This window comes from Halosimplex halobium (assembly GCF_051414055.1).
GTDB classification, from domain to species: Archaea; Halobacteriota; Halobacteria; order Halobacteriales; family Haloarculaceae; genus Halosimplex; species Halosimplex halobium.
The window spans coordinates 1-24419 of record NZ_JBLKNX010000032.1; the positions used below are offsets into that span (position 1 = coordinate 1).

Sequence of the window (24419 nt, forward strand, 5' to 3'; positions counted from 1 at the left end):
CCGAAACGAACGTTTGCAATGGGAACATTGTTCGTCGGGTGGCGCGGCCGCGCCACCCTTGCCCGCTGTGACTTCCAGCTACTGCTCCAACTCACCAACAATCCTCTACAGAAGAGCGTCGCTTAATATAGGGGACTCACTTATGGATGCAGGCAACGTATCGTACATTATGGCTGAAGAAGTCCTGTTCAAATCAAGTATGCTGCTCCCAAAATAAATTAATCCGCGTCCACGAGACGACGTATGGCCGACGACCGTCCCACCAACGTGAACAAGCGTGTTACCAAGGAGTGGGCGGCGGACACCAACCCCGGCGAGCGCGTTCGCACCGTGATGAAACGGACGTACGACCCCCAGTCGGTCGCCACCATCGCCGAACGGGCGCTAATCTCGGAGACGACTACACGCAAGCATCTGGATATCCTCGCCGAGGAGGGCTTCGTCAAGACAGCCACCCCGCCGGATGAGAACGGGACGCGGTACAAACGCGCTCCCCGCTCGGTTGTCCTCGAACGCGCGGGGCAGATCCTCGATTCGGTCGATGTTGAGACGCTTTCGGCTCGCGTCACGGAGCTTCGCGAGACTGTCCGGGAATTTGAGGAGCAGACCGGCGCAGAATCCCCATGCGCCGCGGCCATCGATGACATAGAACTGGATGCGGCGGCAGTGACAGAGTGGCAGACGACGTATCGGAACCTGAAGCTTGCACGGGCCGCACTCGCGCTCGCAGACGCAACCGAGGCCGTCGAGGCCTACACCGACTCAATCGACCACGGTGGGCCATCACCTCTCAATGGTTGATACTGCCCTGCGCACCCGGGGAGATCCCGCGGTCAAGGAGGTAGTGAAGTCTCGTCGAAGCAACTGGTAGCAGCTTATACGGTTTAGCTCTACCCGGAAGGGAGGCGACCCTCTCCGTGCAGGTATTTGAGGCCGGTTTCCGTGAGTTCTAGTTCGTCGTCAGAGACTGCGAGAGCTTGTTGATCTTGCAGGGCGTCGCAGCGATCTGCCACGTAGTCCTCTTGATAGTCAAGGTGATCGGCGACGGAGGAAATGGTCTGTGAGTCTTCCTCGGATATTGCCTGCAGGATGTAGTAGTCGCCGAGGTTCTCAGCCGACCGGATGTTCTCGACGGTGTGCAGGGTCTGGAAGAGGAGCCAGATGAGTTTTGCCGAGAGGATTTCGTCGTCGGCGTAGTCAGTGCGTTCCCCGTGCAGGATATCAGTGCGATTGGGCCAGAAGTGGCTCTGGTAATAATCACGGAACGCGTCGTCGATCTCGGAGATGTGTTTGGGACTTCCCTCTCCCTTGCCGACGACCTTGACGCCGTACACATCTTCGTCGTGCCGCCAGATCCCAATATCGAGTGCGGCGTCGATGATTACGCCTTCGAGTTGGCTTAGGATTACGGGGATGCTGAGAGCGTACCGACCTTCGGCGTGGGCGTCAAGGGCTTGGTCGATGATCTCCTGTCGTTCTTCGTACTCGTCGAACGAGCGGAAGTACTCCTTGAAGCCCTCGATGTCCTCCTCTTCGCTGAGTTGGGCGGCGAGGAGTTCGGCTGCAGCTTCGTTTCCCTCCTCGCGATACTCGCGGTAGAGCTGCATAAAGGCGGCGTGCTTGACGTTGGAGAGCCACTTGAACTCGAAGTCGGATTCCTCAATTTCCCGGTACTGCTCGGCGAGTTCGGAGATCGGTTCTAACGCGTCACGGAGGAGAGAGTCGAAGTAGCTGCTGAAGTCGAACGATGCGGCGAGTTGGGTGGCCACCCGCTGGTGGTACGACGTTGTGATGGTCTCCAGTGCCTCGGTGAGGGCTGTGAACTGTGGGGTTGGAAACTCGATGTCGAGGTCGATAGAGGGTGATGGGGGTTCGTCCGGCAAGTCGTCAGTGAACGTCACGCTGTCAATATCCATCTCGTCCGCGTGTACGCCGACGTACTCTCGGAGGTACTCCTCGGCCTCCTCGACGGAGTCGATTCTCGTCTCAGGTTGGAGTTCCTCAACGGATTCCTCCGTGCTGTAGTAGCTACCGCCGATGTTGAGGCCGTACCCTGTGACGCTCCTAGATGGGTCGGTGAATATCTTGATGTAGATGGCGACGAGCCATTCTGCCCGCTCTTCATCGACATCTAGTCCGTCGGTGACGCGGTTAACAGCGTCCTGCCAGTTGTCCGCCGAGCGGACATAATCTCCCGCTTCGCGGATTTGTTCGCAATCGGCGAGTGTGGCCTTTTCCACCTTCTCCCGCCAGTTCTCTTCTATTTGTTCTACCAGTTCTTCAGCTGATGCGACCTCCTCCTCGTCCGGGTCGCTGTCCTCTGTCATTGATAACTCGGTTGTCAGGCGTCCTGCTTAGGCCTCATCATCCCGATCTATCCGCCCGTGAATGATTCGTCAATTTAGCCGCAGCATTCCAGCAGTCATTCCCACGACAACTCACATACCCCTCCAACACAATTGAGGCAGACATCTCCTCTCGACGCACTTATCGCAGTTGCTCGTCCAAGACAGGCGTCAACTGTTCGTGGAATTCCGCCAGCCTATCCACGGCCCACTCTTTGAGTTCCTCGTCCTCTAGCGCGTCATCCAGTCGACCCACCTCACGTTTGACATAGAGCCGCGTGTACCCGCTGCTCCCGTACTCTTCGGCGTGGATCTCCTCAGGGATGTCGAGCGAACGGTCTTCGATCGCCGCCAGCATCGTTTCGAGCATCTCCTCATTCCGCGCAGAATCATTGAGCTGGAAGTTCATCACGACGTGGAACTCCTTGTCGCCGGGATCGCCCTTGAAGTGCCACACGAATTCGACATCCGAGTGGCCAGCCGGGATCGTGAGCCAGCTGTCGCTGCTGGCACTCCTGCTCGTGACGCCGGGAAGTTCCTCCTTGAAGCGTTCGAGTACCTCGCCGAAGAACCGCCGGTACTTCTTCTGCTTCGGCGACGCCTCCCGTTCCTTGATCTCTTGCGTCTCGTCGGCGCCGATGATTGTCGGGACGAACATCTGGGCATCGTCCCGCTCGTAGTAGTCGAATTCGACACAGTTGATCTTCAGGTCGTGGGCGTCTCGCAGCCAGCGCGTCATCCGCCGGACGTCGTCGGTGATGGTGTACGCGACCAGCATCAGCTGGGGTGACTCCAGTCCCTCAGCGAACTCCCGCTCGAAGTCGTCGATGTCGAACTCCGTATTCTCCTCGTGGTCAAAGGCCTCGTAGAGTTCCTCCAGCGACTCGTAATTGGTGAGGTCGAAGAACTCGTCCTGATCCAGCCGGGCCAGCGATGACGCGTAGTCGAAGAGTTGCGTCACGGCCGAGCGTGGCGAGCGGTCGCGCTTGAACTCGATCGTCGTGAGCGTCCCCCGCTTGTCGCACACGAGCAAATCGGGCTCTTTGCCGGTCGGCAGCTGGAGTTTACTTCCGAGAACGACGTTCTCGCGGGTCGTTAGTGTCCCCATCACCAACCGCGGGTCGCTGTGGATCACCTCGTGGAGGTCGTCCTCCAGATGCTCCTCGCTGTACTCCACCTCCTCAAGATATTCAATTTCGCCGTCCTCGCGACGAAATCCGATCAGTGACATTACCGATAACTGTGAGCGGCCGCTCAAAGACTCTTTCCTGACAATTAGACGAGTCGGAACGGGGGATACAGAGTGCAGTTTGATCGATAAGAGGAAATCATCGATAGAGGGCCGAATGCGCTTATGTGCCAGCGACCCGGGGTTACGACAGTACTGGCATCGAATAAGGTAGTTAGAAATAGGGTATTTTGAACTACCTTATTTTGCCGAGTCGCTCCCCAAAGGGATCAGCTCACAGAGCGATTCGACGGCAAACAACACACTTGAACGAGATCGATTTGCGAGGAGGATTCTTCCTCAGTCAGATGATGCCTGCACTGACGAGACCGAATATGAGTACAAGAAGTAGCGAAACCAGTACACCGGCGACCAACGGAGGATTTTCGCGTGCCTTCTCGTGAAGCGGCATTTCCTCGTACTCGGCACGGAACGTTTCCAGATTCTCCTCGTCGTAGAAGTACTTCGTCTTGAACGCGAACCGCTCGGTGACGGCACAGTCCGTGCAGACGGGCGCCTGTTCCAGCCGCTCCGTCTCGGTGTGGTCGGGACAGCTGATGCTCCCGCAGTTGGTACAGAACGTGTAGTTGGTATCCTGTCCGGCCGTCTCGCAGTGGACACACCGATGGATGCCATCCTCGACCGTCACGCGTGACGGGCCAGCGGCATAGTACTCATAGGGATACTCGTACTGCTGGAGACGTGTTGTCTGGCGGATCTCCGGGAGATAGATCGGGGTGATCGACTGCACGGAGATGTCCGACTGATTCGGCTCGCACGTCTTGGTGTAGGTGACGTTGTTGTCTCCGGTGTAGGAGACCGTCGTGGTGTGACGCTCCCGCAGTCGGTCGACAGCCCAGTCTCTGTACTCGGTCTCCGTCTGGCCGAACCGGTGAACGTCGATGGCATCGAACACATCGGCGAATTCCTCTTCCTCCAACTCGGTCGTCTGGCGTCTGTTCTCCTCGATCAGCCTGCGAACTGCTCCTTCCATGATGTCGGGCCGTCCCCGCCGAGCGTGGACGACGAACCGATCGGTCTCGTCGATGCGGTGGATAACGCCAACCGACGTTTCGAACACAGCATCGACATCTGCCGTGATCAGGACGACCGGCTGGAATTCCGCCCGTGCTTGAGGCGTTGGTATCTCGCCCGCGTCGATGTTGTTGATGTCTCGGAAGGCCTCGCGCACGGGAGCATCGACACCGCTGGTGGGATCGAACGGGCGCAGGGTCTCGTCACAGATGATCTCGATGCGGCCGTTGTAGAGATCAAGGCCGATCTCGTCGGCGATCTCTCGCAGGTCGGTGCCGTCGATGAGTTCGATGGGATGAGGATCGCCGGCCTCGCGGAGGTTGGTCGCATACTCCCGCGCCGGAGCAGTGAATCGCCCCGTCGTCACGACCATACCGCGCTTGGGGCCGTCGAAGTCGAACGTCGACACCGCCGAGTGGAGTTTCTGCACCACGGGCCGGCCGACCGAACCGGTGTGCTTGCACTCCACGACGACTGCGCGACGCGTTCCGTCGACGACCTCTTCCATAAGGATATCCCGTCCCTTGTCGGCTGTACGTTCGGCCTGTCGAACGTTCTCGTAGCCGAGATTGCGGAAAACATCCTCCATCAAATCCTCAAACTCGAAGCCGGAGAGGTCGTCTAATAGTTCCGCGTCGCTCATCACTTACAATCGTAGTACGTATCAGGTATATGGATTTGCTTGTGGGTGTGGGTATCATAGAACGTTCCCACGGCCAAGCAGGATTCGCTCATACCCTCGCTTAGGGCATAGTTAGTGGCTGTTCGCTATGTTCAATCGTATTTCCCGATGTCCTCTACGGTATTTCGAATACTCTCTTCGACACCTTCGCAAAAGTCCCGTTCTATCTATTCCGCTATTTTAGCCGGGCTCGCGTCCTTGTCAGGCCGCTCAACCATACGAGAGGGTCTGTGGACAAAGAGGTGGTGGATACTTATTCCGACTATGGGTAAGTAGATAATATGGACACTGATGATATTCGGAGTTGGAGCGAAAGGTATGATGAGGCCTATGACGAGGATCTTCAGGCAATTGAGGAGCGCATACATAAGGTACTGATAGACCAGTCGTCTCTGACCCGAGACCAACTACAAGAGGTAGTTCAATGGAAACTGAACGGTATGCCGGGACGAAGGGGTGGTAACGTCGAGAGGGTCAGTACTGTTCCCGATGAGTTCGTTCAGCGTGTAACCGAGGCCGCATTACTGATTGATGACCCGACAACACAGTTGAAGACCCTGAAATCAATACCGGGTATCGGGCCAGCGACGGCGACTGTGGTACTGACTTTCTATGATCCCGAGAATTACGGTATTGGTGACCGGTACATCCTTGACGAGTTCTTCGGAGAAGACAGGACAATAAGAGTCACCGATTATCCCAAGATTCTGGCAGAACTCCGCGATCGAAATCCCGGCGACTTTGACCTTCGTACTGTCGAGAAGGCATACTATCAGAAATACCGCGTGGAGAACGGTGTAGGAGACTGGTAAACTCAGTGCTTGTACTTACCGAAGTCACTCATCACATTGAGGTGATTTTTCCATCCTCTGATTCAGAGTGCAACCGTTTTTCAGTACTATAGTACTGTCAGAGACAATTTGGTTACAAGAACCGTACTGAGTTCCGTAACAAGAGTTCCCTAACACTCTCAATGACTAACTGTACTGTAAATGCTGATGTGCGACCATTCGCTCTGATGATAGCAATCAAATACTGTGCTGAGGAATCTTAGTCAAGATGCTTCCCGATGATCTTCCTGTCGATCCTGACCAGTTGCTGACATGGCAGACGGAGTGTTGGCAGTGTGGCGAGGATACTCCTGTTGTTTGGCCGCGGCACGATCATCTCGATACACCAATTGGAGATATCCTTGCGAATTACGACACCCCTGTCGAACGTGTCTACAGCAACACCCTCGAAAAAGAGGTGTGGGGAAACGTCTGCCAGCACTGCGATTCCTATCAGGGCAACCACTACATTCGCAAGGAAGCGATCGAGATCGATCCTCCTGTGGTCGAGTGCCCAAACTGTGGCGAGGAACACGAGTGGCGACCTGACGAGGGACTCGGCGGTGCCTTCGGACAGGGGTGGGTGACCTGTCCGGAGTACGGTGACGTCCCCGTTGGCGATCCCCGCGAGTAATGATCCGTCATCGAGGCAGATTTTCCACGATGTTCATATCAGCGACCGCTCACGTCAACCCGTACGCGAACACCAGCGGGACGATACTCGGCCCCATCCCACTCTGTCCGTGATGGAACGAGCCGGGACTGATTTTCACTCACTTCAATTTCTCGTCCGGTTCCGGTCGTCGAGCGATTGATGTTCTAGAATACCCCCGGTTGTTCTGCCTCGAAACCGGTTCCTCACCAACGAACTGTTTCGAGGTCAATCAAGAGTCTCCTCCAAGAACTGTCTGAAGGCGTCCACGTCTTGGTATATCTCCGTGTCGAACGCGTCTCCAACATCGAACCTGTGCAGCATCCCGGCGAAGAACTGCTCGGTCACAACGATGTCGGCGTACGGTGCGGCCACGGCCAGTTGACTGATGTCGAGCACGTCGTTGAACTCGGGTTCCCTGTCCGTGTGTGCATCGTACAATATCGGCCAAAGCGGGTTCAGGCCCAGATCGCGGCAGTACCCTCTGACCCGCGGCATCATCGTATCGATGAACACACCGGACAGGTACAGGATTCGTCCTCTAGAACCTCCAGATCCAACTCCTCACCGACCTCTTGGACTTTCTCACGATACCGGTCTTCGTACTCCCGCCTGTGTTCTGGAGTCACCTCGGGCGCGTCTTCGGTCAACCGGGCGTGAAGCAGTCTCCGAGTCACCTCCCCCTCCCTGATGACCTCGGTGAACTCATCCATCACCTCCTCGAGCACATCTTCCTCGGACTCTATCCTCCACTCGCCGGCGGCGTGCGCCGTCCCCTTGCCGAACACGTACGACTTGGAGTCCAGCTCGGGGAGCAGGTTGTGTCGCTCACCGATGTACCTCCTCGCCTCGTGGTCGAAGACGTAGGGATAGTTCCTGATCGAGTGGTTTCTCGACAAGTCCATCATCGACTTTACACGAATGGAACCACAATAATCGTGCGAGTATGTCCACCGACATGGACACGCTTGCCGCGAACATCCGCCAGCAGATGCGACGGGAGTACGACTGGATAGTGGAGACAGAACCGCAAGACGAGTCGGTGTGGGTGAAACTAAGGTGGATCGAGGGGTTCGGAGAGGGTGACATACCGGCGACCTACAGCGTGGAGCAATTGCGCGGCTGGCTAAAGTCCGATTTCACCCACGAATTCGGTCTTGAATACGACTTACAGGAATTGGGCGAGCCGGACGAGCTGCGGGTGCGACCGGTCGATGATTTCGAGGAAATCCGAGGTGAGTTGCTCGAAGAGGGTAGAGAACGCGTTGAGGATGAGTGGGATGATGAGGAGGACATCGAGCGTGCGCACGAGATCATCGACGCCATCGACCGGTCTGGAGTCGAATTCTCGCGTATTCGCATGATGGATCTAGCACACAAGCAATTGAAACTCGACGGATGCAAGAGCGAGATCGAGGCGGAGCAGGTGATCGACTCGGTGATGGATTTCCTTGATGACGATGTGGTGGAGGAGACGAAGGTCACAGAGTGGAACGGGAATCGCAGTTGGGTAGATAAGGAGAGTTACTCGGCCTCGTTCATTCTCGGGAAGGGCAGTATGGCCCGCGAGAACATTTTCGACGAGTAGCCCGTCCAGCACTTACCAGACGTCGCGGGATCGCGTGCTCGCCCGCGACATATAGTGCGTGACGCGCCTATGCATAGCCTCCCTGTGACCCCCTCCCCGTGCAGCCCCCTTCGCGTGCATCTTGGATCTAGACTTCGTGCGCCGCCGACTGCACCCGGGGCACCCGGACGCGGGTAGAAGGTAGGAGTCGCCGGCTGCCGGCCTTGAGTGGAGATGTGCGAATGCGAGAAGGAACCTGACCTTGTGGTCGACAACATCGAGTATGGCCCTGATTACGCCTAGGCGGTCGTTTTCCACCGCTGTGGTGAGTTCTTCGAGTGGGTGAATAAATGAGGAAGCGGTTGGAGTTCAGTCGAAGAGGCCGGCCATATCGTCGTGGACGATGCGGCTGGACTCCCAGTCCGCCACGTCGGTCAACGCCCGCTTCACCGCGTTGTCGATGTCGACGTAGGCCGCGCTGCCGTACGCGTCGGCGGGGAACGTTTGCTCGACGGCCATCACGCCATCGCGCGGGTAGGCGTCGAGTCGGACGGGCATCTCACCGCCGTCCGCCTCTATCTCAATCGTCGCGGACGACCACAGGTCGGTCAGCCACACGAAGTTGGCGACCGACAGGTTGCCGCTGTCAGGCCCATACTTCTCCACGTCGTGTTCCTCGACGAACACCTCGTCCAATCGCTCTCGAATCTCGCTGTACCCCATCGCATCGTCGGATAAATCTCGATCGTCAACGAAGTCGTCCGGGATATCGTTGCTGTCGGACATGGTTGCGGCTGCATTCATCCGGATCGTCTACGGGCATCCAAGTCGTGTTTGAAATTTGTCGTGTGAGGAACTTAACCGCACTGTCTCGGGGTGTATTGATATAATACGAAAATGGGAAAGTTCAGTCGGAACTCGCCATCACGCGACGACGTGAACCTTCGCCCGGTCGTCGACGCTTTCCGTGAAGTCGGTCAAACGCGTTTGCCCTTCGCCCAGCCGTCGATCAAGCACCGCTCCATCGACCTGTTTGCGGGCGTACTCGACCGCGTGCCCAGTCAGAGGCCCGGGACGCGGTGCCCGAGCCCCATCGTGCCAGCCGAAGCGGTACTCTCGGACGCGGCTGTGTCGTGGTGCGGTCTTCACGATGAGTATGTCCGTAGCCGAACTGCTCGTCGCTGATGCTGTACTATCCACATAGTGGAGCCTGATCTTCCCGGAGTGTGGTTGTTGGCTACTGCAGGAGATACCGGATGCCATCGAGAAGGTGGCTGAGGTGCTGGATGAGGACGTTGTGACGTATGTGGATGAAATGGATTGACCCGGAGCTGATTTTCACCCCACTTCAATCACTCGTCGGTTTTCGCTCGTCAAGCGGTTCTCATATCGAAATACCCCCGGCTGTTCTCCCGCGTGAACCATTCCTTACCAACGAACGGAGACAACTAGCTTTCTACCATAGGAATGCATACATTTAGTGCCGTATCGGTCGTGGACTGATGCATGTGCCACAGCAGCGTCGAGGAACTGCGACGGGCCGCGAGCGACGAGTTGCGCGAAGCCGATATCCACGATGTGCTGGACGAAACGGAAGAACGGGGAAGGCAACAGGCTCTCGATGACTTACCAACGAAATGCTCCGGGTAGAACAACCACCTGAAGCTGTTCGGGAACCCCGGACGTGGATGCTGCGCCGATGCCGGCTTATTTCAACTGGCGGCGGACTCCTCGAGATATGATCGACGACGACCTCGGATTGCGGCTGGAGATCGTGGAGCGGAATCTGCTCGAGTACGAGCGGTCGGATGAAGGTGTGGAAAGGATGACCGAGATGCAGAACTATCTCGCGGCCCTGAACACGCTCATCGCTCACTCCCACCGTCTCGCGCTGGATGAGATGGACGACGAGATGGAGTGGCTGGTCGAACAGAAGCAACGCGAGTTGATGGAGCTGCTCGATGAGATCGAGGTGGAGTAGAGATGCAGGCCATCGTCGAACTTCTCGCTCCATGGTTGCGGTGCCCCTCGTGCGGCTCGTCCGATGTGACCATCAGCATCAGCTTCCCTGAGACAGGCGTCAGCGTCGTCTGCGACGACTGCCGACGACGTGATCACATCGATGTGGACGATGTGGTTCGCGGTGAGGCAGCCGATCACCACCCCGCCAGCGATGAATAGACGCGGTCGGACTGAGCGAGTTGACTTACCAACGAGTGGGGGGTTTAGCGGCGCGTTTCGAGTGGATTGGCAAATGGCATTCAACCCAACCAGAAATCCCCCATTCATTAAGTGCGAAACCCGATTAGATTGACCTGCCAAGAAATGTCAGAAAATCAATTGAATGTCGCAGCGTACAAGCGGGTCTCCACCGACGACCAAGACCCCAGCCGACAACACCAAGCAATCCTCACCGCCTACGGAGATCACGACATCACGTGGTACGCCGACATCGACGAGTCCGGCGCCAAGGTCTCCCGGGAACAGTACCAACAGCTCCGCAGCGAGATCGACCAGTACGATGTCGTGGCCGCCAGCGAACTCGACCGACTCGGTCGGTCGTTTGCCGAGCTGGCCGACTTGGTTGAGGAGCTGAAAGAGAAGAACATCGATGTCGATCTCGTCAACCAGCCCATCGGCACCGTCGGGCGCGACGAGTGGATGCAGGAGATCATGCTCAAGATGATGATCGTGTTTGCAGACGCCGAGCGAGAGATGATCCGGTCACGCGTGCAGGAAGGTATCGACCGCGCCATCGAGCAGGGCAAGCACGTCGGTGCCGTTCCGTTCGGCTACGAGCGGGACGCGGACGGGTTCATTTCCCAAGTCCCGGACGAGTATCTCCGAGCGCAGAAGTTCATCAAGGAAGTGCGGAAGGGCAGACAAAAGAAGGGCACCGCCGAGTTCTTCGATATTCCCGGGGGCTCTATCGAGTCCATCCTTGACCGCTCCGAGAAAAACTACAACGTCGAGTTCGACAACGATGAGTGGCGCATCGAGCGCGAAAAGGTTCGTGCCGGCGAGAAGCAACTCGACCCACTCGGGGAAGACTGATTCGAGGGAACTGTTACCCGGGTCGACTCTGAATGGCCTCCTATGGCCGAGGATGATGCGGATTGGTATCTTGACGTTCTTCATCCAGTGATCAACCACGTTTCCGACAAAGCCGACTCCTACGGTGAGATCACCGATGAAGCTGAGGAAGAAATACTTGACAGCGGTGTAGACGCCCTCCTTGATGAACTCGCCAAAAAGCACGACGTGGCCGTCCAAGAGGAACGACAGAGACGGCAACGGATGGAGTCCAGCATCTACAGCACGTGGGGTCACGCTCTCGACTTTCTCGACTTCTTCATCGTTCTGAACCAAAAAGCAAGGAACCACTTCGAAACGATGGCCGACGTTGATGAGAAGGGGGAAAACTACCAGTTTGATGCGCTAATGCGGCTCCATGTTCGGGCACTTCGAGTGAGCAGAGAGGTCGTTGGATTACTCCGGGCCGGATATCCGGACGGAGCCATGGCTCGGTGGCGAACTCTGTACGAAATAGCTGCCGTGGCCACCATCATCGCAGACAAGGGAGAAGAAGCAGGTGAGCGGTTTCTGAAATTCAAGACTGCTAAAGACCTCTTTCGCGTCAAGAACGACCATGAGGAGTACATGGATGCCCTTGGTTTCGAGAGTGTCGATGAAGAAACGGTAGAGAAACTTGAGGAGCGAACCGAGGAACTCACGGAACAGTTCGGTGAGGACTTCGACGAGTACAACGGATGGGCAGTGGATTTTGTCGATCGCTCATCTCGACAAGTCGTAACATCAATTTGGATGGCGGATCAATGACCAGTCAACGATGGATGAGGAGTCCGCTCAAGTCTTCCTACCATCACGTGAGCGATGTTTTGAACGTCTCCGTCTCGCCCGCTTCGGCGAGACGGTGACGTGTGTCCATTGCGAGAGCGACAACGTTGTGAAGCGAGGGACGACCGGTAAAGACGCCCAACAGCACTGGTGCAAGGAGTGTGAGACGTATTTCAACGACCTCACGAACACGATTTTCGGTCAGCATCGCTTCGAACTCGAAGAGATGTTCTACATCATCAAGGAGATGCGATCTGAGCCGACCGCTCAGATCGCTCGTGACCTTGGCCGAGACTACGAAGCTGTTCTCAACTTTGTCCACAAAGTCCAAGACGTGAGTGGGGAGATCGATGAATTTGAACTGTACGAGGTCTGTGAAGCTGACGAAGTCTACGTGACAGCCGGCGAGAAGGGGATCGAAGACGAAGATGAGAGTCCGCGCGAGCGCGGACTCAAAAAAAGGGACGAGGACGATTCGAATCAGACAAACCGCCAGTGCTGACACTCGTCCGTCGCTCCGACGGACGAGTTCGGTTTCTCGTCTGCAAGAATCTCCAAGGTACCGACGAAGACATCGCTGAGTATGGCGATGGCAGCGTCATCCTCTGTACTGACGATTACTCGATTTACGATGGTATCGAGAACAAGGAGGGGGTGGACGGCCATCTGGCCGTCACCCACTCCGACACCTATGTCATCGGCGATGCCCACACAAACACCTGCGAGAACCGCCACAGTTTCCTTCGCCAGTGGCTGGCGAAGTTCAGGGGTGTCTCGAAGCATCATCTTCAGAAGTATCTCAACTTCCTTGCACTGAAGCTCAACTCACCCGAAGATTGGTTCGAGAAACTCCTATGTTACAATGTATCGGGATGAGCGTTTGTCGATTATACTGGCGGCAAGTTGACGGTGAGGGACTTGATAAAAGAGAGCGGATTGGAAAAGTACCTCCCGTTCTACGCGCTGGCCTGTGATGCAATCCACGCCGGTTCCAAGGGGACGCTGTTCAACCTTGGATTGCACGAGGAAGATATGAGTGGCGAAAAGGAGATTCTCATGGCTGGCCGTACGGATATCGGTTTCACCGACCCTGCACAACTAACGTCCATCATGCTTCTCGAAACAACAAGGGCGTTGAGGGTGTTGGAGGACGATGAAAACTGGCAGGCATACTGGGAGATGTATTTCCGAGCGATAGACGGGTTGACAGGGGAGATCGCCGACTCCTTCTGGCTTGTTGACCAGTTACTCTCAGGACTTCGAGAAGCAGGTGCCGAACCCCGAGTATCATAAGTTACCAACGACTCTTCCTTGCAGAGCATCTGCCGTGGAGATGACCACGACCGGGTGAGCTTTGTACCGTCTACGATCACAACCTCACTCAGCAGAGGTTACTCTTCCCCGTCTTCTGCCTCCGATTCCGCATCGGACTCGTCTTCAGTCACCTCCTCAACCCACTCCCCCTCAGCAATCTCCGCGACCGCCGGCATATCGTCCCCGGGCCAAACAGCCTCCGCTGCCGCACCAAGCTGCTCCACCACGTCGTCGATCATCTCCACTTGATCTTCGCAGATCGGCACGCCAGTCCGCGATTTCACGATGTATCGCTGCGACTCGATCAGCTGAATGGCCAGTTTCTTCTGCTCAATGCGGTCGATGGCGGTTCGAACCTTACTGGGGGACAGTTCTCCGGATGCTTCGTCGTCTTCGTTCTCGGGCATAGCGCATCCCGCGGTCGGTCGAGATTGTATTTATACGCCGGCCCAGCAGCTATCCACTCCCTCTCATAGTGATGTTCGCCGCACTCACCGACATCCTACCTTGGCCACAGGAGTGTGTCCGCTGCGACCAATCACGGGTGCGGTGACCGCTATCGCACTCGCGGCTCCAACCGGGCCTCTTCCCAAACGACAATCGGCGACCCCCTCGGTTTCGTGTGGAACAGTCACAGGCTGCGGATAGTCGAGTTTGTCAGACAGTTAAGTACGACGCGACAAAACACGACAACGACCCGCCGGGCTGCGTCCTGTGAGAGGGCAGCGCGGGATAGGGCCCGCGCCGCCGGGTGGGTCTCAAACCCCCAGCCGGGGTTTATTGACCCATGTCGAACGATGACTCGAACTCAATTAAACGTACGGACAAACAAATGACCACGGCAATCACGACCCCGCTCGAAGACGATGAGCCAACGCAGGCCATCATCGAGGCAGTCGCCGCCGTCTCCAACACACCACCTGACGAACTCCCCAGCCTCCACGCCGCCGTCGACCCCGACGCGATCAATCAGTTGCTCGCCAGCGAGAGCGATGTTGAGATCAGTTTCGACTACGCCGGATACCGCATCCACGCGTCGACCGAGGAAGTCAACGTGCTGGCCGATGTTGTCGTTGCAGAGTGGTGTGAGTCGGGTGTGGACTGTCGCATCGAGCGGACAGACACCGGGCTTCGAGGGCTCGTGAAACCGCCCGATTACACGGAACATCTCGTCGAAAAGGTTGACTATCACGTCACCAGTGAGACGTACTGCGACGGGGAGTGGATCGCTTGGGAGTCGGGAGATGAGGTCTCGGCAGATGATGTCAGAGACGAGACGGCGGAAGTCGCACGCAGACTTGGGCAACACATCATCTCGCAACAGAGCGAGTGCAACGGGAACTGACTCACCAATCACCCCACGTCTTGAATGTAAATCCGACGAAATCAGCGCCCAGACCACCGCTTGTCGCTGTACTCGCCTCGCACGTCGACATCGAACAATTCGGTCACTTCGTCAGTCGTGTAGCCGCCTTCCTCGCCACCGATAACATTCTCGAACTCCTCAACGCGCTCCTCGATGCTGCACGGATACCACCACTTCCCATCGCTGGCAAGGGACGACACCCAGTCGAACCCCGCTAAGACCTCTTCCGCACGTTCTTCATCCACGTCAGCTCGTTCCGCGATCCACTCCATCTGCCGGGGCTGCCGCAACCCATAGACCACGGACATCAAGCGGTCGGCGTCGTCGAAATTCGCTGGCCAGTCCACCTCCCGTGCCTCGGTCAGAGTGGGCCACTCCTCATCGAGGGAGAACTCGGCGGAGAACGAGTCTTCAAACTCCTCCTGAGTCATATCCTGATTTCGCTTGGCGAGTGCAACAGAGATGCTGCGCTTGATGCCGTCGACGTGTCCGTACTGTTCTCTCACTTTCGAGGCCGTTGTCTCGCCGTCTTTCAACGCCTCGAGCGCTTCATCCACGCTCTCGAATCCATCCGCCATCAAGCGGTATTTGGTGCCGAAAACAGGAATTTATTTGCTTTATGATAATAGAAAGCCTGCTCAATTTAGAGCCCTTTCACCTCGGGAGACAAATCGGCCGGCGCGAGCAGAACGGCGCCCACCCCCTCGCGGAGCAACAGGCAGGGCTGCGGATCGCCCACCAAACAATCGTACAGGGTGAACTCGGACTCGTCGTATCTGCCGCCACCGTTGAGAACGCGAACGGCCGCCTCCACCCACTCCGAGAATATAGCGTCGTCGCCGTGCTGGATCATCGGTTCCCGGTTATCTGGGAACCGCGAGTAGTACTTGGGGATGTCAACGGTGTCGTCCGCAAGCACGTCCACGTACTCGTCGACCTTCGTTGGCGGCGAGACGACGAGGCCGATGGCGCCCTTCATCGGTTTGTCCGTCATGCTCATCCCGTCCGGTTCGATGGGACGGTTTGGCAGAATCTCCAGCTCGATCACGGTGTCCGTCTCGTCCTGCCACTCCATCACGCCGTGGGGCAATTCGTCCGACCAGTTCAATTGCAGTCGCTCAACGAGGCTCATACCCGTCCGTGCGACTTCGAACGACTTAGAACGCTGGCTCGTGAAGAGTCTTGGTAGCGGGCTGCCGCGCCGGCCTTTTTATTCCAACCTGCGTTACCAACGAGTGAGTTCGCCTTGGGCAGGCGGACTCGCTGCTCACCTCGTTTCCTCGTGGCGCCTTTGGGAGGGTGCCGTCGCCTTTCGCACTTTCAATCATCCCCGGGGCTGATAACCGGCGCAACCATAACGCACCCCACCTCGTCGCGGATCAACGGGCACGGCAGCTGCTCGGGTTCAGTATTCAAGCAGTCGTACAGGGTGTACTCGCTCGTTCGATACCGGCCACCGCCGTTCAGCAACCGCATCGCGGCCTCAACCACCGCAGAGCGCAGTCTGTGACCCTCCTCGACGGAGTACACCGGCTCCTTCTCACCGTCCGGAAAGTCGCTGAAGTACGATGGGATGTCGATGGTGCCGTTCGCGTGCTCGTCCACGTACCGCTCGACCTCCTCCGGCGGCGAGACGACGAGACCGAGGTTGCGGTCAACGCGCCCCGTCAGCGCGTCCAGATGCGGTATATCGCACATCTGGTTCATCAGCGCGTCAACTCCATCGATGTTGATCTCCTTGTTCCACTCGCACCATCCCCGTGGCAGTTCGTCCGACCAATTTGATTGCAGTCGCTTGATGGCGTCGTCCGACATGCGCGTCCCGGGGCTTGTACGGCGAATGACTTTGACTTTCAGAATTTGGAAGCCACTATGTGGGTGGCGCGGCGAGTCGGTCGTGGGCGGGAAGTGTCACACGCTCCATTCTCCGCCCACCCCCTCACAAGTGGAACAGATGCCAACGACAGCGTTGCTCGGCTCCCAACACAGCGGCGATCGGGTCTGTATCGCTCGGAACTTCAGCCCGTTCACCGCACAGAGACAGAGGTGTGATGCAGTCGTCTTCTGACCAAGTGAAATTCCGTCCCGAGCCGGCAAAACACGAACGCTCGAAGGAGGTTAAAACCCGTAAAACGTCTGCTGACCTGACGCCTCCGCGTCTGGATCGTAGTTGAGCCACACGGCTGAAAACCCGTACTACCGCGAGACGGTAGGGGATTCCGCGTAACGCCGAACCACCACACTGCTTGCACTCATACGAATTCGAGCATCACTTTAGGATACTGGTCAAACACCGACTCCAGCACGTCGCAGAACTCATCAACACAGTCAGCGTGAAGGAAGGGGCTCCCATCCGCGGCACGCAACTCTCTCCCCGGATGCTGACACACCTCAGTCATCACGTGCTGCTCTCCTACAGTGTACCTGTCCTCCAGACATATCGGACACTCGATCCCTCGCCCACCGTTCTCCGTCCAACGCGCCCAATAATCAAGATCTCCGCCGGAACGCAACCTCGAAATGCAGTCCTTCACTCGCCCCGCTGATATATCGGCAAACACCGGCGCATCCCATTCCTCGGAATGCAGCCATATGCGGAAGTGGATGTCCCCGTACTCTAATGCCTCTCCAGTAATGATGCAACCGCTGGCCATATCGTCAGCCAAGACGATGCGCCCGGCGTCGTCCAGCTGATGCCTCATACACTTCAATACCGCATTCCAGCCTGTTAGATGTCACTCCGGGACGTGTTGTCCGAACTTGTCCGCCGTGAAGAATGCAAGGGTGTCATACGTCAAGCCGCAAGATGCGCCGCAACGCCCGCCGAATCGTCAAGAACAGCGGACGCGACCTGCACTCATTCCTCGACGTGTGGAATCACTCCGGTTTCAGCGCCGGCGTGAGAAGCACGCACCCGTGACCCTCTCTGACGAGCGGACAGGGCATCACGTCGTCACCCTGCAGACAGTCATACAAGGTGAACTCAGACTCATCGTACCTGCCACCACCGTTCAACACCCGAATGCCCGCCTCAACCACATCCGATCGAAGACCATCCCCACCACGCTCCACAACAAGCTCGTCGCGCTCCGGGAACCCAGAGTAGTACTGCGGCACGTCGATGTTTCCATTCGCGTGCGTTTCCACGTACTCGTCCACCTGCTCCGGCGACGACAGAACGAGACCCAAGTTTCCCGTGGATGGCACCCCCAGCTGCATTCCGTCCACGTCCCCGGATCGATTCGGCAGGGTTTCCAGATCGGCCACCTCGTTGACGTTCCCCTCCCACTCCATCACGCCGTGGGGCAATTTGTGCGACCAGTTCGATCGCAGTCGCTCAACGACGCTCATACCCGTCTGTGCGACCTCGGACGACTTAGAACCGCAGGCTGGTGAAGAATCTCGCCAGCGGAGTGCCCACGTCGGCATTTACTTGCGAACACATTCGATGTCGAGATATGCGCGGGGAAGTTCCCCAGTACCACGTACACGAGGCGCTCGCAGAGATCGAAGACCGCCTTGACGCCCGAAAAGACCTCCATATCTACGACACCCGAGAATGTGAAAACACGAGATCGTCAACGCGTGCGCAGCTGGCGCCATCGTCCGCGACGGTGAAGCCACTCGGGTCATCACGTACCGCGGGACAGATAACCTGCAGTCTGGCAGGTACGAGATGGTAGGAAAATAACGGAGAAGAAGGGCGGACGCAGCCGAACGCTTACCTGAGATGGACACGTCAACCCGTCAAAGTGGGCGTCATAAACACGATTGCCTCGTCGCCGGTCATCTCCACCATCGTGGCCACGGCCATCGGCGGCATCATCGTCCGCCTCTATCAACGATGGCAAAATCGGAAGCAGCGGGCACGGAAATGGTACGAGACCTCGCTCGGTCAACTCGGACGACTGCAGCAGGCCGCCCAACGGGCAACCGAGTACCAAGACGAACCGGACTACGACTCCCTTCGCGAGCGCTTGGAGCCACTCACCGAGGAGATGATCGAACACGCCAACTCCGCTCCGGCCAAAGTGAGCGAGCAGGCCCGAATCGATATGGCCGTCCTCTCCGCCTTCGCCACGGGACTGATAATCCTCAGCGAGCAGTCAGAGGAGATGGACGTGTTTGAGCTGTACGAGACCGTGCAGGAACACGCCCGGGAGAGCTACGACGGGGACTACGATATGGACGACATCGACGAGATATTCGGCCCATTCGACATCGACGAGTTCGTCGAGGAGACGGACACGGATGTCGATCTGGATGAGGAGAGGGCCGAGGAGTTCCTGTCGAACTTCAGCGAGGAGTCCGTCGAGGTCGGACGTCCGACAACCGTCGAGGAGGCCCTGAATATGCCGATCGGGGAGGTTGACGAGGTAGTGAGCGATGACGATTATCTGGAGTCGATGCTCGAGGACTCGCTCGAGGCGTACGTCCGAACGGCCCTGATGAACGTCATCGAGGACACGCACGAGGCGATGGAGACTCGGAAGAAGTTGGTGTGAACGTAATATCTGACTGATGCCATCGTACCGTCATCACTTGAGTCTCGGCATGGGACACACCCCGTTGACGCTCAAACCCCAACACAGACAACAAGTGAAATCGAGTCAAACGCAAGGGTATGGACGAGGAAGAAATCGAGTACGGGGACATCCTGCGCGTCGAGCTGAAAAATCACTGGTGGGTGCAAGGCAAGGTTGAAGACCTGTCAATCACCCGTGACAGAGAGATCGAGTCCATATCGATAATACCGCGGGAGTGGGGAGGCTTCACTCCACCTGAGAATGCAGTCGATGCGATGAACTTGGCGATGGTGAAATTCGACGGCAAAACCACACTCAACGTAGCGTGGCAAGAGGGGCCACACTCGGACGACTTGATCGACGGCGTGCAGGACGCACTCGTCAGCGACGTGTCCGTCGTGGAGTGAACCGGACGAAAACAGAAGAATCACTCGAGCCGCCACCCCTCAACAACTCCATCCTCATCCACTCGCTCAAAACCGTGCGTGCGCAGCACGGCCCGGGCCTTGCACTTCCAGTCCTCTTCGCTCGTCATATGCAATACCAACTCGTCCCGGGAATGCGACTGCGGTGAGTACGAGAAACTACCGCAGGTCTACAGCTTCATCCCGTCCAGCTTTCACAGCACCCACTCCACGCGGGTGAATTCGTCAAAGGAGTCTGCTTCTCACTCATACTTCGAGGAATTTCTTTCTGGAAGTCTCAATGAGCAGTTCCCGTTCGGTCGAAGGTTCACCAGCGGCTGCACGACGAGTCACCACGTCAACGAGCCACCGCTCGTCCACGCTAACCTCCACATCAACCTCGAAGGGGCAGTCCATCAGAACTCTGTGCCCGGGGGCCTCCGCGCTCTATCTCGCGCACATTTCGCGCGATCACTTCGTGGACGCGCTCACAGAGCGGCAAAGTGTGGGTTTGGAGTCCGCGAAGGGTCTCGACGCTCTGATTTCGGCGGACGCTCGAACTCGTCGTACTCACCCGGGGGAATTTGTCGAGGCTGCGAATCCTTCGTCTGGATGTTCAGCGCAACGTCTTCACTATCTGTACCCGGTAGTCTGACTGTAGAACAAGTATTTCACTTCCGCTATCTATCTAAATATGCGCCTTCTCATTTTTGAAGCGCAACACGGAGTCAGCAAGTTTTATGGAAATCGCGTGGATACGTTCAGGTGCAATACTTCCCCGCAGGTGGCCGGGTGGGAACCGGCGCCGCCCCGCCGACACGATCTGCGAATTGAACAAGTTCGCATCGGAGCGGTGAGGCGGAGTTCAGCCTGCAAAATACTTCCTTCCACAACTACACCGCCAGTCACCGCTCCGGGAAATCGTACACGAAGTCCTCCACCTCGTCATCAAGCGCGATGAAGCGGTCGGCGGCATCCTCCATCCGCTCGCGGACATCGTCCTCAAACTGCACCACCGCCACGTCTTTCCCCACCTGTTCCTGCACGTGCTCCATCGCGGGAATGAAGTCCGTGTCCGCCGAGTACAGCAGTGCCTCGTCGTACTCGTCCATATGCGCCCGGCCAACCATCTCCGTGGAGATGCCGACATCGATCCCGACGGCCTCCGGGCCGTGATCGCGGTACCGAGTGGTGCTTGACTCCACGACGAATCCGTTCTTCTTCAAAAATTGGTAGAAGTCGCCCTTGTCCTGATCCTGCAGGTGCGAGTCGAAGAAGTACGTCTCCTTCAGATCACCGATGGCGAAGTGATCGATCAGTCTCGGCAGGTCTATTCTGACCTCCTCGCCGAAGTAGTCTTTCGCGCTGTAGAAGATGTTCTGTCCGTCGATGAACACCATCTGGCGTCTGTCCAACATACTACTTTCTCATATCGCACACTTATTAAAAGTCAAAATGAACAGTCGGGGAGGTGGCACGGCCCCGTTTAGACAGTCACACGCTCATTCCACCACCCTCAAGAACACCATCACGAATAAGACCCTCCTGTCAGAATTTCGGGTCACGCGACGAGAAACCACTTTCACCCCGATCTGGTAATTATTAACATACTGGGCACACGAACCACTAAATCGGAACAAGAACCTCGGAAGAATGTCCACCACCAGCATCCAAAGCCGACGTGACCTTTTCGAGCACCTCGAGTACACCATCGAGGGCACGTACGACGAGCTGGTGGACGATCAGGAATTGCAGCCCGGACAGACGATGCTCAAGACGTTCCTCATCGAGTCGAACGTCACTCCCGAGCAACTCCGAGAGCGAGTGGACATCGCCGAGGCACGCGAAGTGGACTTTGATCTCCACGAACTCGTCATCCGCCGCAACGGCAACAAGCACACCTTCTTCCTCGATTCCAGCGACTCGCGATTTTGGACGCTCTACACCCTCGAGGAGTCGGACGATGCGAAGGCGGTCGTGAAGGATATGGTGAGCGGCGTCCGCAACGGCCTCGACTACACGTGGATGCCCGTCGAGCAACAGCGCGACATTATGGAGATGGGCGAGTTCCGCGACGTTGGCGTCAGCTACGAGGCCGACGAGGTGTTCTCCTCGGACTACATCGAGGATAGGCTCGATTTCGGAGACCTCTCTGTCCAGAGCAGCGGTCGCGGCACCAGCACGCTGTTCGACATACTCGACAGCCAAGAAGAGCTGTCCTCCTTCCTCTCCCTCTCGGCGGTCGGCATCAAGCGCGAAATCAGCGGCTCATTCGTCTTGGAGCGCGTCACACACAACGGTCGCTTCACCACGTCGGGCGGTGACTCCATTCAACTCCACATCGACACCGTGGACGAGATCAAGAACCGGTACGCTGATCTCCTCCAACGGATCGAGGAACATCACCGCATCTCCTACGAGTCGAAGGAACACGGCACCGGAATCGACGGCACGCCACTCGTCATCGAATTGGATAACGAAATTGAGGACGTCCGGGAGTTCATCGAGAACATCATCACCTCGAAGAACCCGCTCCGCCTGTGGGGTGCGAAGACGAAGTTGGACGACCAGTACTGGAAGGTGAAGGGAATCGATCTCCACAACAACGACAAGTACACGATGGAGATCTGTCCGGAGTGGATTCGCCTATACCTCGACGAGGATGCGTGCGGGAACACGGCCCTGCGAATCTACGCCAACCTCCAACGTCACTACGACTCGAATGCCGTGATGGAGGTGCTGGAGTGATGCAAAACGTCTCCGATCACACCCAGCAGATCAACGCTTGGATCGCCCTCTGCCAGATCGACAGGACGTTCCCCGACTCGCTTCGCCGCCTCGGCTACACCGTCGACATCATCGATCCCCACTTCTTCCACGACGGCGACGCGGTGAACCCTGACCTGATTCTCACCAGCCGCGGCCACAACCACTCCATCGTCATCGATTGCAAGTCGAAGACCTTGAAAGAGGAGCAGAACGAGAAGTACGAGGCCATCCATTACTCGCCCGAGTTCCTGCTCACGCGTGGTGTCGTCTCGTCCGCCGAGGCCAGCGAGGACTACGACGCCGAGTTCGCCTACTCGTCCTTCGCCGATCTATCGGTCAACCCGTTCCTTCCCGAGAATGACTTCGCGGTCGTCCACTTTGACGAGGACGCCAAGCAGTTCACCATCCTCACCCTCGAGGACTACGAGTTCAACCTCGATGAGCTGCAGGAGCAGTTCCCGATCCGGACGGGGACGCGGCGGCTTCCGACGGACTACTTCCCGTTCGACGTAGGAACGAGCGATGACGACTACCAGCAGTTCACTATCTCGATCCTCCAGTCCACCGTCCACGTCGCCCTCGAACAGGACACATTCGACGCCGATGACCTGCTTGAGGACGCACACCCGCTGTGGGTTGACCTCGACGAGGAGATGAAGAAGGAACTCCGCGCTCACACCGAGAAGGTCATCAACAAGTACCAGCAGAAGGGGCTGAACGAGCACATCGAGAAGGTGCAGGCCGGGAACAAGGACGAGTGGAAGGCGGTCTCGAAGTCGCTTCAGGCGCTTCAGCGGAAGGTGGACGAGTTCGTTGAGGACGTGCAGGCCGAACTGGAGCAGACCGAGATCGGCGACTTCGCGGACTGATAGCTCCGGTCGGAGGTCACACGGCGATTTTTAATCTCTCATCCAAAGCCATCCTTGGCGGTGCGACTGTGTTGACCAAAAAACAACTCACACGCTCCTCGCGTCGCCTACATATTCGATCTCCACATCCATCCCACCCATAACGAACCCGCCTGCCTCCTCCTGATCGTACTCGACCTCACCGGAAAGCATCATCTGCCGCAACAAATCCACCAACACCGGCGGATCAGTACCAACCTGACTCCTCAACTCTCCGAACGTGATCGTTCCCTCCTCACGAACCGTCTCCAACACCTCCCGGTGAATATCCAACCTCGCCCGCCCATCCAAGTGATCCATCTTGACGCTCTTCTGAATCCGCTCCAGCTGCTTCGTCACCTCGTCCATCTCGTCAGCAATCTTCTTGATGTGATCATCCTCTACGTACTCCGACGCCTCCCTCCGAGTCTCTATCGTGTCAAGCACATCGATAGATGCAGTCGCTACATCCGGATGATCATCCGGCGAGTAACTGTTCCCCAGCGAGTCGTCGTAACACGCCCTGAACTCGATTGTTGCATCACCACCGGCCACGTCTTCTATCTGATCGCTCGTCACAATCGTCTCATCACCATCACCGAACGGAAGAGGGAACGTGCGCCGCTCACCCGGGGACAAAAGCGGTATCTTCCACGTATTCTTGTCATCCTCGTCGCTCCACCACTTAGCCACCACATCGTATGCCGCACCCTCACCGCTGTTCTCCACGGCGAAGAAATGGCTCCTGCCATACTTGCTCTCTATCGTCGGCTTCACGATCGGTCTGTTGCGCACCTCCCTGTCCGTCTTCATCTCGCTGATCTGTAGAAACGTGGCGACGGTGTAGGCAATCGTGGCGAGAGCGAGAACGCCGCTGAAGATGATCTGAACAGCGCTGCCCGGGTTGCTCGCGGCGAAGTCAACGATACTATCAACGACACTCATACCGCTGAAAT

Annotated in this window: 31 protein-coding genes; 15 read left to right on the forward strand and 16 right to left on the reverse strand. The window is 57.2% G+C overall.

Going from position 1 to position 24419, the window contains the following annotated elements; translation table 11 throughout:
* Positions 1-243 precede the first annotated feature (243 nt).
* Complete coding sequence (locus ACMGFG_RS23140) at positions 244-801, forward strand: DUF7342 family protein (protein WP_436932653.1); 558 nt, start codon at positions 244-246, stop codon at positions 799-801.
* Between the two features lie 89 nt (positions 802-890).
* Here ACMGFG_RS23140 and ACMGFG_RS23145 read toward each other — a convergent pair whose 3' ends face one another.
* From ACMGFG_RS23145 to ACMGFG_RS23155, 3 genes are all read right to left on the reverse strand, one after another.
* Positions 891-2327: a hypothetical protein gene (locus tag ACMGFG_RS23145; protein WP_436932654.1), complete on the reverse strand. Its 1437-nt coding sequence runs from the start codon at positions 2325-2327 to the stop codon at positions 891-893.
* Between the two features lie 160 nt (positions 2328-2487).
* Entirely contained in the window at positions 2488-3576 is a 1089-nt protein-coding gene (locus ACMGFG_RS23150) for a DUF4268 domain-containing protein (RefSeq protein ID WP_436932655.1), read from the reverse strand.
* Positions 3577-3877: 301 nt separating this feature from the next.
* Positions 3878-5251: a restriction endonuclease gene (locus ACMGFG_RS23155; RefSeq protein ID WP_436932656.1), complete on the reverse strand. Its 1374-nt coding sequence runs from the start codon at positions 5249-5251 to the stop codon at positions 3878-3880.
* Between the two features lie 320 nt (positions 5252-5571).
* On the opposite strand from ACMGFG_RS23155, the gene ACMGFG_RS23160 reads away from it, so the two are divergent.
* The gene (locus tag ACMGFG_RS23160; protein WP_121821070.1) at positions 5572-6102 is read left to right on the forward strand and encodes a hypothetical protein; all 531 of its coding nucleotides are present in this window, start codon (positions 5572-5574) and stop codon (positions 6100-6102) included.
* 247 nt (positions 6103-6349) lie between these two features.
* On the forward strand, positions 6350-6754 hold the full coding sequence (locus tag ACMGFG_RS23165) for a hypothetical protein (RefSeq protein WP_436932657.1): 405 nt from the start codon (positions 6350-6352) through the stop codon (positions 6752-6754).
* Positions 6755-7000: 246 nt separating this feature from the next.
* Here ACMGFG_RS23165 and ACMGFG_RS23170 read toward each other — a convergent pair whose 3' ends face one another.
* Both ACMGFG_RS23170 and ACMGFG_RS23175 read right to left on the reverse strand, forming a co-directional pair.
* Complete coding sequence (locus ACMGFG_RS23170; RefSeq protein WP_436932658.1) at positions 7001-7288, reverse strand: hypothetical protein; 288 nt, start codon at positions 7286-7288, stop codon at positions 7001-7003.
* Complete coding sequence (locus tag ACMGFG_RS23175; protein ID WP_436932659.1) at positions 7270-7680, reverse strand: hypothetical protein; 411 nt, start codon at positions 7678-7680, stop codon at positions 7270-7272. The genes ACMGFG_RS23170 and ACMGFG_RS23175 overlap by 19 nt, the downstream gene beginning before the upstream one ends.
* A 38-nt stretch (positions 7681-7718) precedes the next feature.
* Here ACMGFG_RS23175 and ACMGFG_RS23180 point away from each other — a divergent pair, with 38 nt between their 5' ends.
* Entirely contained in the window at positions 7719-8360 is a 642-nt protein-coding gene (locus ACMGFG_RS23180) for a hypothetical protein (protein ID WP_436932660.1), read from the forward strand.
* A gap of 348 nt (positions 8361-8708) precedes the next feature.
* Here the strand turns inward: ACMGFG_RS23180 and ACMGFG_RS23185 are convergent, their stop codons facing one another.
* Together ACMGFG_RS23185 and ACMGFG_RS23190 are read right to left on the reverse strand one after the other, a co-directional pair.
* Positions 8709-9125, reverse strand: a complete 417-nt coding sequence (locus ACMGFG_RS23185; protein ID WP_436932661.1) for a hypothetical protein — start codon at positions 9123-9125, stop codon at positions 8709-8711.
* A 138-nt stretch (positions 9126-9263) separates the two neighbouring features.
* Entirely contained in the window at positions 9264-9602 is a 339-nt protein-coding gene (locus tag ACMGFG_RS23190; RefSeq protein ID WP_436932662.1) for a hypothetical protein, read from the reverse strand.
* 475 nt (positions 9603-10077) lie between these two features.
* Here ACMGFG_RS23190 and ACMGFG_RS23195 point away from each other — a divergent pair, with 475 nt between their 5' ends.
* From ACMGFG_RS23195 to ACMGFG_RS23220, 6 genes are all read left to right on the forward strand, one after another.
* The gene (locus tag ACMGFG_RS23195; RefSeq protein WP_436932663.1) at positions 10078-10320 is read left to right on the forward strand and encodes a hypothetical protein; all 243 of its coding nucleotides are present in this window, start codon (positions 10078-10080) and stop codon (positions 10318-10320) included.
* 2 nt (positions 10321-10322) lie between these two features.
* Positions 10323-10520 carry a hypothetical protein gene (locus ACMGFG_RS23200; protein ID WP_436932664.1) on the forward strand — a complete coding sequence of 66 codons (198 nt, stop codon included), beginning with the start codon at positions 10323-10325 and terminating at the stop codon, positions 10518-10520.
* Positions 10521-10664: 144 nt separating this feature from the next.
* On the forward strand, positions 10665-11393 hold the full coding sequence (locus tag ACMGFG_RS23205) for a recombinase family protein (RefSeq protein WP_436932665.1): 729 nt from the start codon (positions 10665-10667) through the stop codon (positions 11391-11393).
* 42 nt (positions 11394-11435) lie between these two features.
* Positions 11436-12179, forward strand: coding sequence for a DUF5677 domain-containing protein (locus tag ACMGFG_RS23210; protein ID WP_436932666.1), 744 nt, complete (start codon positions 11436-11438; stop codon positions 12177-12179).
* Between the two features lie 10 nt (positions 12180-12189).
* A protein-coding gene (locus ACMGFG_RS23215; protein WP_136361201.1) for an IS1595 family transposase occupies positions 12190-13073 on the forward strand; the annotation gives its coding sequence in 2 pieces (ribosomal slippage) (positions 12190-12652 and positions 12652-13073; 885 coding nt in all).
* A 33-nt stretch (positions 13074-13106) separates the two neighbouring features.
* Positions 13107-13490 carry a hypothetical protein gene (locus tag ACMGFG_RS23220; RefSeq protein WP_436932667.1) on the forward strand — a complete coding sequence of 128 codons (384 nt, stop codon included), beginning with the start codon at positions 13107-13109 and terminating at the stop codon, positions 13488-13490.
* A 98-nt stretch (positions 13491-13588) separates the two neighbouring features.
* Here the strand turns inward: ACMGFG_RS23220 and ACMGFG_RS23225 are convergent, their stop codons facing one another.
* Positions 13589-13918 carry a hypothetical protein gene (locus ACMGFG_RS23225; RefSeq protein ID WP_436932668.1) on the reverse strand — a complete coding sequence of 110 codons (330 nt, stop codon included), beginning with the start codon at positions 13916-13918 and terminating at the stop codon, positions 13589-13591.
* A 380-nt stretch (positions 13919-14298) separates the two neighbouring features.
* On the opposite strand from ACMGFG_RS23225, the gene ACMGFG_RS23230 reads away from it, so the two are divergent.
* Positions 14299-14856, forward strand: coding sequence for a HalOD1 output domain-containing protein (locus tag ACMGFG_RS23230; RefSeq protein WP_436932669.1), 558 nt, complete (start codon positions 14299-14301; stop codon positions 14854-14856).
* A 41-nt stretch (positions 14857-14897) separates the two neighbouring features.
* Here ACMGFG_RS23230 and ACMGFG_RS23235 read toward each other — a convergent pair whose 3' ends face one another.
* From ACMGFG_RS23235 to ACMGFG_RS23255, 5 genes are all read right to left on the reverse strand, one after another.
* The gene (locus ACMGFG_RS23235) at positions 14898-15455 is read right to left on the reverse strand and encodes a hypothetical protein (RefSeq protein WP_436932670.1); all 558 of its coding nucleotides are present in this window, start codon (positions 15453-15455) and stop codon (positions 14898-14900) included.
* A gap of 65 nt (positions 15456-15520) precedes the next feature.
* Entirely contained in the window at positions 15521-16009 is a 489-nt protein-coding gene (locus ACMGFG_RS23240) for a hypothetical protein (protein ID WP_436932671.1), read from the reverse strand.
* A 188-nt stretch (positions 16010-16197) separates the two neighbouring features.
* Positions 16198-16692, reverse strand: coding sequence for a hypothetical protein (locus ACMGFG_RS23245; protein ID WP_436932672.1), 495 nt, complete (start codon positions 16690-16692; stop codon positions 16198-16200).
* A gap of 437 nt (positions 16693-17129) precedes the next feature.
* Positions 17130-17579 carry a hypothetical protein gene (locus ACMGFG_RS23250; RefSeq protein WP_436932673.1) on the reverse strand — a complete coding sequence of 150 codons (450 nt, stop codon included), beginning with the start codon at positions 17577-17579 and terminating at the stop codon, positions 17130-17132.
* A 175-nt stretch (positions 17580-17754) separates the two neighbouring features.
* Positions 17755-18228: a hypothetical protein gene (locus ACMGFG_RS23255; RefSeq protein ID WP_436932674.1), complete on the reverse strand. Its 474-nt coding sequence runs from the start codon at positions 18226-18228 to the stop codon at positions 17755-17757.
* A gap of 401 nt (positions 18229-18629) precedes the next feature.
* On the opposite strand from ACMGFG_RS23255, the gene ACMGFG_RS23260 reads away from it, so the two are divergent.
* Complete coding sequence (locus tag ACMGFG_RS23260; RefSeq protein WP_162991459.1) at positions 18630-19382, forward strand: hypothetical protein; 753 nt, start codon at positions 18630-18632, stop codon at positions 19380-19382.
* 119 nt (positions 19383-19501) lie between these two features.
* The gene (locus tag ACMGFG_RS23265) at positions 19502-19810 is read left to right on the forward strand and encodes a hypothetical protein (RefSeq protein WP_436932675.1); all 309 of its coding nucleotides are present in this window, start codon (positions 19502-19504) and stop codon (positions 19808-19810) included.
* 264 nt (positions 19811-20074) lie between these two features.
* On the opposite strand, the gene ACMGFG_RS23270 is transcribed toward ACMGFG_RS23265, so the two are convergent.
* Both ACMGFG_RS23270 and ACMGFG_RS23275 read right to left on the reverse strand, forming a co-directional pair.
* Entirely contained in the window at positions 20075-20224 is a 150-nt protein-coding gene (locus ACMGFG_RS23270; RefSeq protein ID WP_436932676.1) for a hypothetical protein, read from the reverse strand.
* Positions 20225-20712: 488 nt separating this feature from the next.
* Positions 20713-21225, reverse strand: a complete 513-nt coding sequence (locus ACMGFG_RS23275; RefSeq protein ID WP_436932677.1) for an NYN domain-containing protein — start codon at positions 21223-21225, stop codon at positions 20713-20715.
* Between the two features lie 235 nt (positions 21226-21460).
* Here ACMGFG_RS23275 and ACMGFG_RS23280 point away from each other — a divergent pair, with 235 nt between their 5' ends.
* Entirely contained in the window at positions 21461-22555 is a 1095-nt protein-coding gene (locus ACMGFG_RS23280) for a hypothetical protein (protein ID WP_436932678.1), read from the forward strand.
* Positions 22555-23445 carry a hypothetical protein gene (locus ACMGFG_RS23285; RefSeq protein WP_436932679.1) on the forward strand — a complete coding sequence of 297 codons (891 nt, stop codon included), beginning with the start codon at positions 22555-22557 and terminating at the stop codon, positions 23443-23445. Before ACMGFG_RS23280 ends, ACMGFG_RS23285 begins: the two co-directional genes overlap by 1 nt.
* Before the next feature lie 87 nt (positions 23446-23532).
* Here the strand turns inward: ACMGFG_RS23285 and ACMGFG_RS23290 are convergent, their stop codons facing one another.
* On the reverse strand, positions 23533-24408 hold the full coding sequence (locus tag ACMGFG_RS23290; RefSeq protein ID WP_436932680.1) for a DUF8453 domain-containing protein: 876 nt from the start codon (positions 24406-24408) through the stop codon (positions 23533-23535).
* Positions 24409-24419 lie beyond the last annotated feature (11 nt).

Coding starts and splice junctions, on each gene's coding strand:
- ACMGFG_RS23140 (WP_436932653.1), top strand. CDS start 244: ATGGCCGACGACCGTCCCACCAACGTGAACAAGCGTGTTACCAAGGAG.
- ACMGFG_RS23145 (WP_436932654.1), bottom strand. CDS start 2,327: ATGACAGAGGACAGCGACCCGGACGAGGAGGAGGTCGCATCAGCTGAA.
- ACMGFG_RS23150 (WP_436932655.1), bottom strand. CDS start 3,576: ATGTCACTGATCGGATTTCGTCGCGAGGACGGCGAAATTGAATATCTT.
- ACMGFG_RS23155 (WP_436932656.1), bottom strand. CDS start 5,251: ATGAGCGACGCGGAACTATTAGACGACCTCTCCGGCTTCGAGTTTGAG.
- ACMGFG_RS23160 (WP_121821070.1), top strand. CDS start 5,572: ATGGACACTGATGATATTCGGAGTTGGAGCGAAAGGTATGATGAGGCC.
- ACMGFG_RS23165 (WP_436932657.1), top strand. CDS start 6,350: ATGCTTCCCGATGATCTTCCTGTCGATCCTGACCAGTTGCTGACATGG.
- ACMGFG_RS23175 (WP_436932659.1), bottom strand. CDS start 7,680: ATGATGGACTTGTCGAGAAACCACTCGATCAGGAACTATCCCTACGTC.
- ACMGFG_RS23180 (WP_436932660.1), top strand. CDS start 7,719: ATGTCCACCGACATGGACACGCTTGCCGCGAACATCCGCCAGCAGATG.
- ACMGFG_RS23185 (WP_436932661.1), bottom strand. CDS start 9,125: ATGTCCGACAGCAACGATATCCCGGACGACTTCGTTGACGATCGAGAT.
- ACMGFG_RS23190 (WP_436932662.1), bottom strand. CDS start 9,602: ATGGCATCCGGTATCTCCTGCAGTAGCCAACAACCACACTCCGGGAAG.
- ACMGFG_RS23195 (WP_436932663.1), top strand. CDS start 10,078: ATGATCGACGACGACCTCGGATTGCGGCTGGAGATCGTGGAGCGGAAT.
- ACMGFG_RS23200 (WP_436932664.1), top strand. CDS start 10,323: ATGCAGGCCATCGTCGAACTTCTCGCTCCATGGTTGCGGTGCCCCTCG.
- ACMGFG_RS23205 (WP_436932665.1), top strand. CDS start 10,665: ATGTCAGAAAATCAATTGAATGTCGCAGCGTACAAGCGGGTCTCCACC.
- ACMGFG_RS23210 (WP_436932666.1), top strand. CDS start 11,436: ATGGCCGAGGATGATGCGGATTGGTATCTTGACGTTCTTCATCCAGTG.
- ACMGFG_RS23225 (WP_436932668.1), bottom strand. CDS start 13,918: ATGCCCGAGAACGAAGACGACGAAGCATCCGGAGAACTGTCCCCCAGT.
- ACMGFG_RS23230 (WP_436932669.1), top strand. CDS start 14,299: ATGTCGAACGATGACTCGAACTCAATTAAACGTACGGACAAACAAATG.
- ACMGFG_RS23235 (WP_436932670.1), bottom strand. CDS start 15,455: ATGGCGGATGGATTCGAGAGCGTGGATGAAGCGCTCGAGGCGTTGAAA.
- ACMGFG_RS23240 (WP_436932671.1), bottom strand. CDS start 16,009: ATGAGCCTCGTTGAGCGACTGCAATTGAACTGGTCGGACGAATTGCCC.
- ACMGFG_RS23245 (WP_436932672.1), bottom strand. CDS start 16,692: ATGTCGGACGACGCCATCAAGCGACTGCAATCAAATTGGTCGGACGAA.
- ACMGFG_RS23250 (WP_436932673.1), bottom strand. CDS start 17,579: ATGAGGCATCAGCTGGACGACGCCGGGCGCATCGTCTTGGCTGACGAT.
- ACMGFG_RS23255 (WP_436932674.1), bottom strand. CDS start 18,228: ATGAGCGTCGTTGAGCGACTGCGATCGAACTGGTCGCACAAATTGCCC.
- ACMGFG_RS23265 (WP_436932675.1), top strand. CDS start 19,502: ATGGACGAGGAAGAAATCGAGTACGGGGACATCCTGCGCGTCGAGCTG.
- ACMGFG_RS23270 (WP_436932676.1), bottom strand. CDS start 20,224: ATGGACTGCCCCTTCGAGGTTGATGTGGAGGTTAGCGTGGACGAGCGG.
- ACMGFG_RS23275 (WP_436932677.1), bottom strand. CDS start 21,225: ATGTTGGACAGACGCCAGATGGTGTTCATCGACGGACAGAACATCTTC.
- ACMGFG_RS23280 (WP_436932678.1), top strand. CDS start 21,461: ATGTCCACCACCAGCATCCAAAGCCGACGTGACCTTTTCGAGCACCTC.
- ACMGFG_RS23285 (WP_436932679.1), top strand. CDS start 22,555: ATGCAAAACGTCTCCGATCACACCCAGCAGATCAACGCTTGGATCGCC.
- ACMGFG_RS23290 (WP_436932680.1), bottom strand. CDS start 24,408: ATGAGTGTCGTTGATAGTATCGTTGACTTCGCCGCGAGCAACCCGGGC.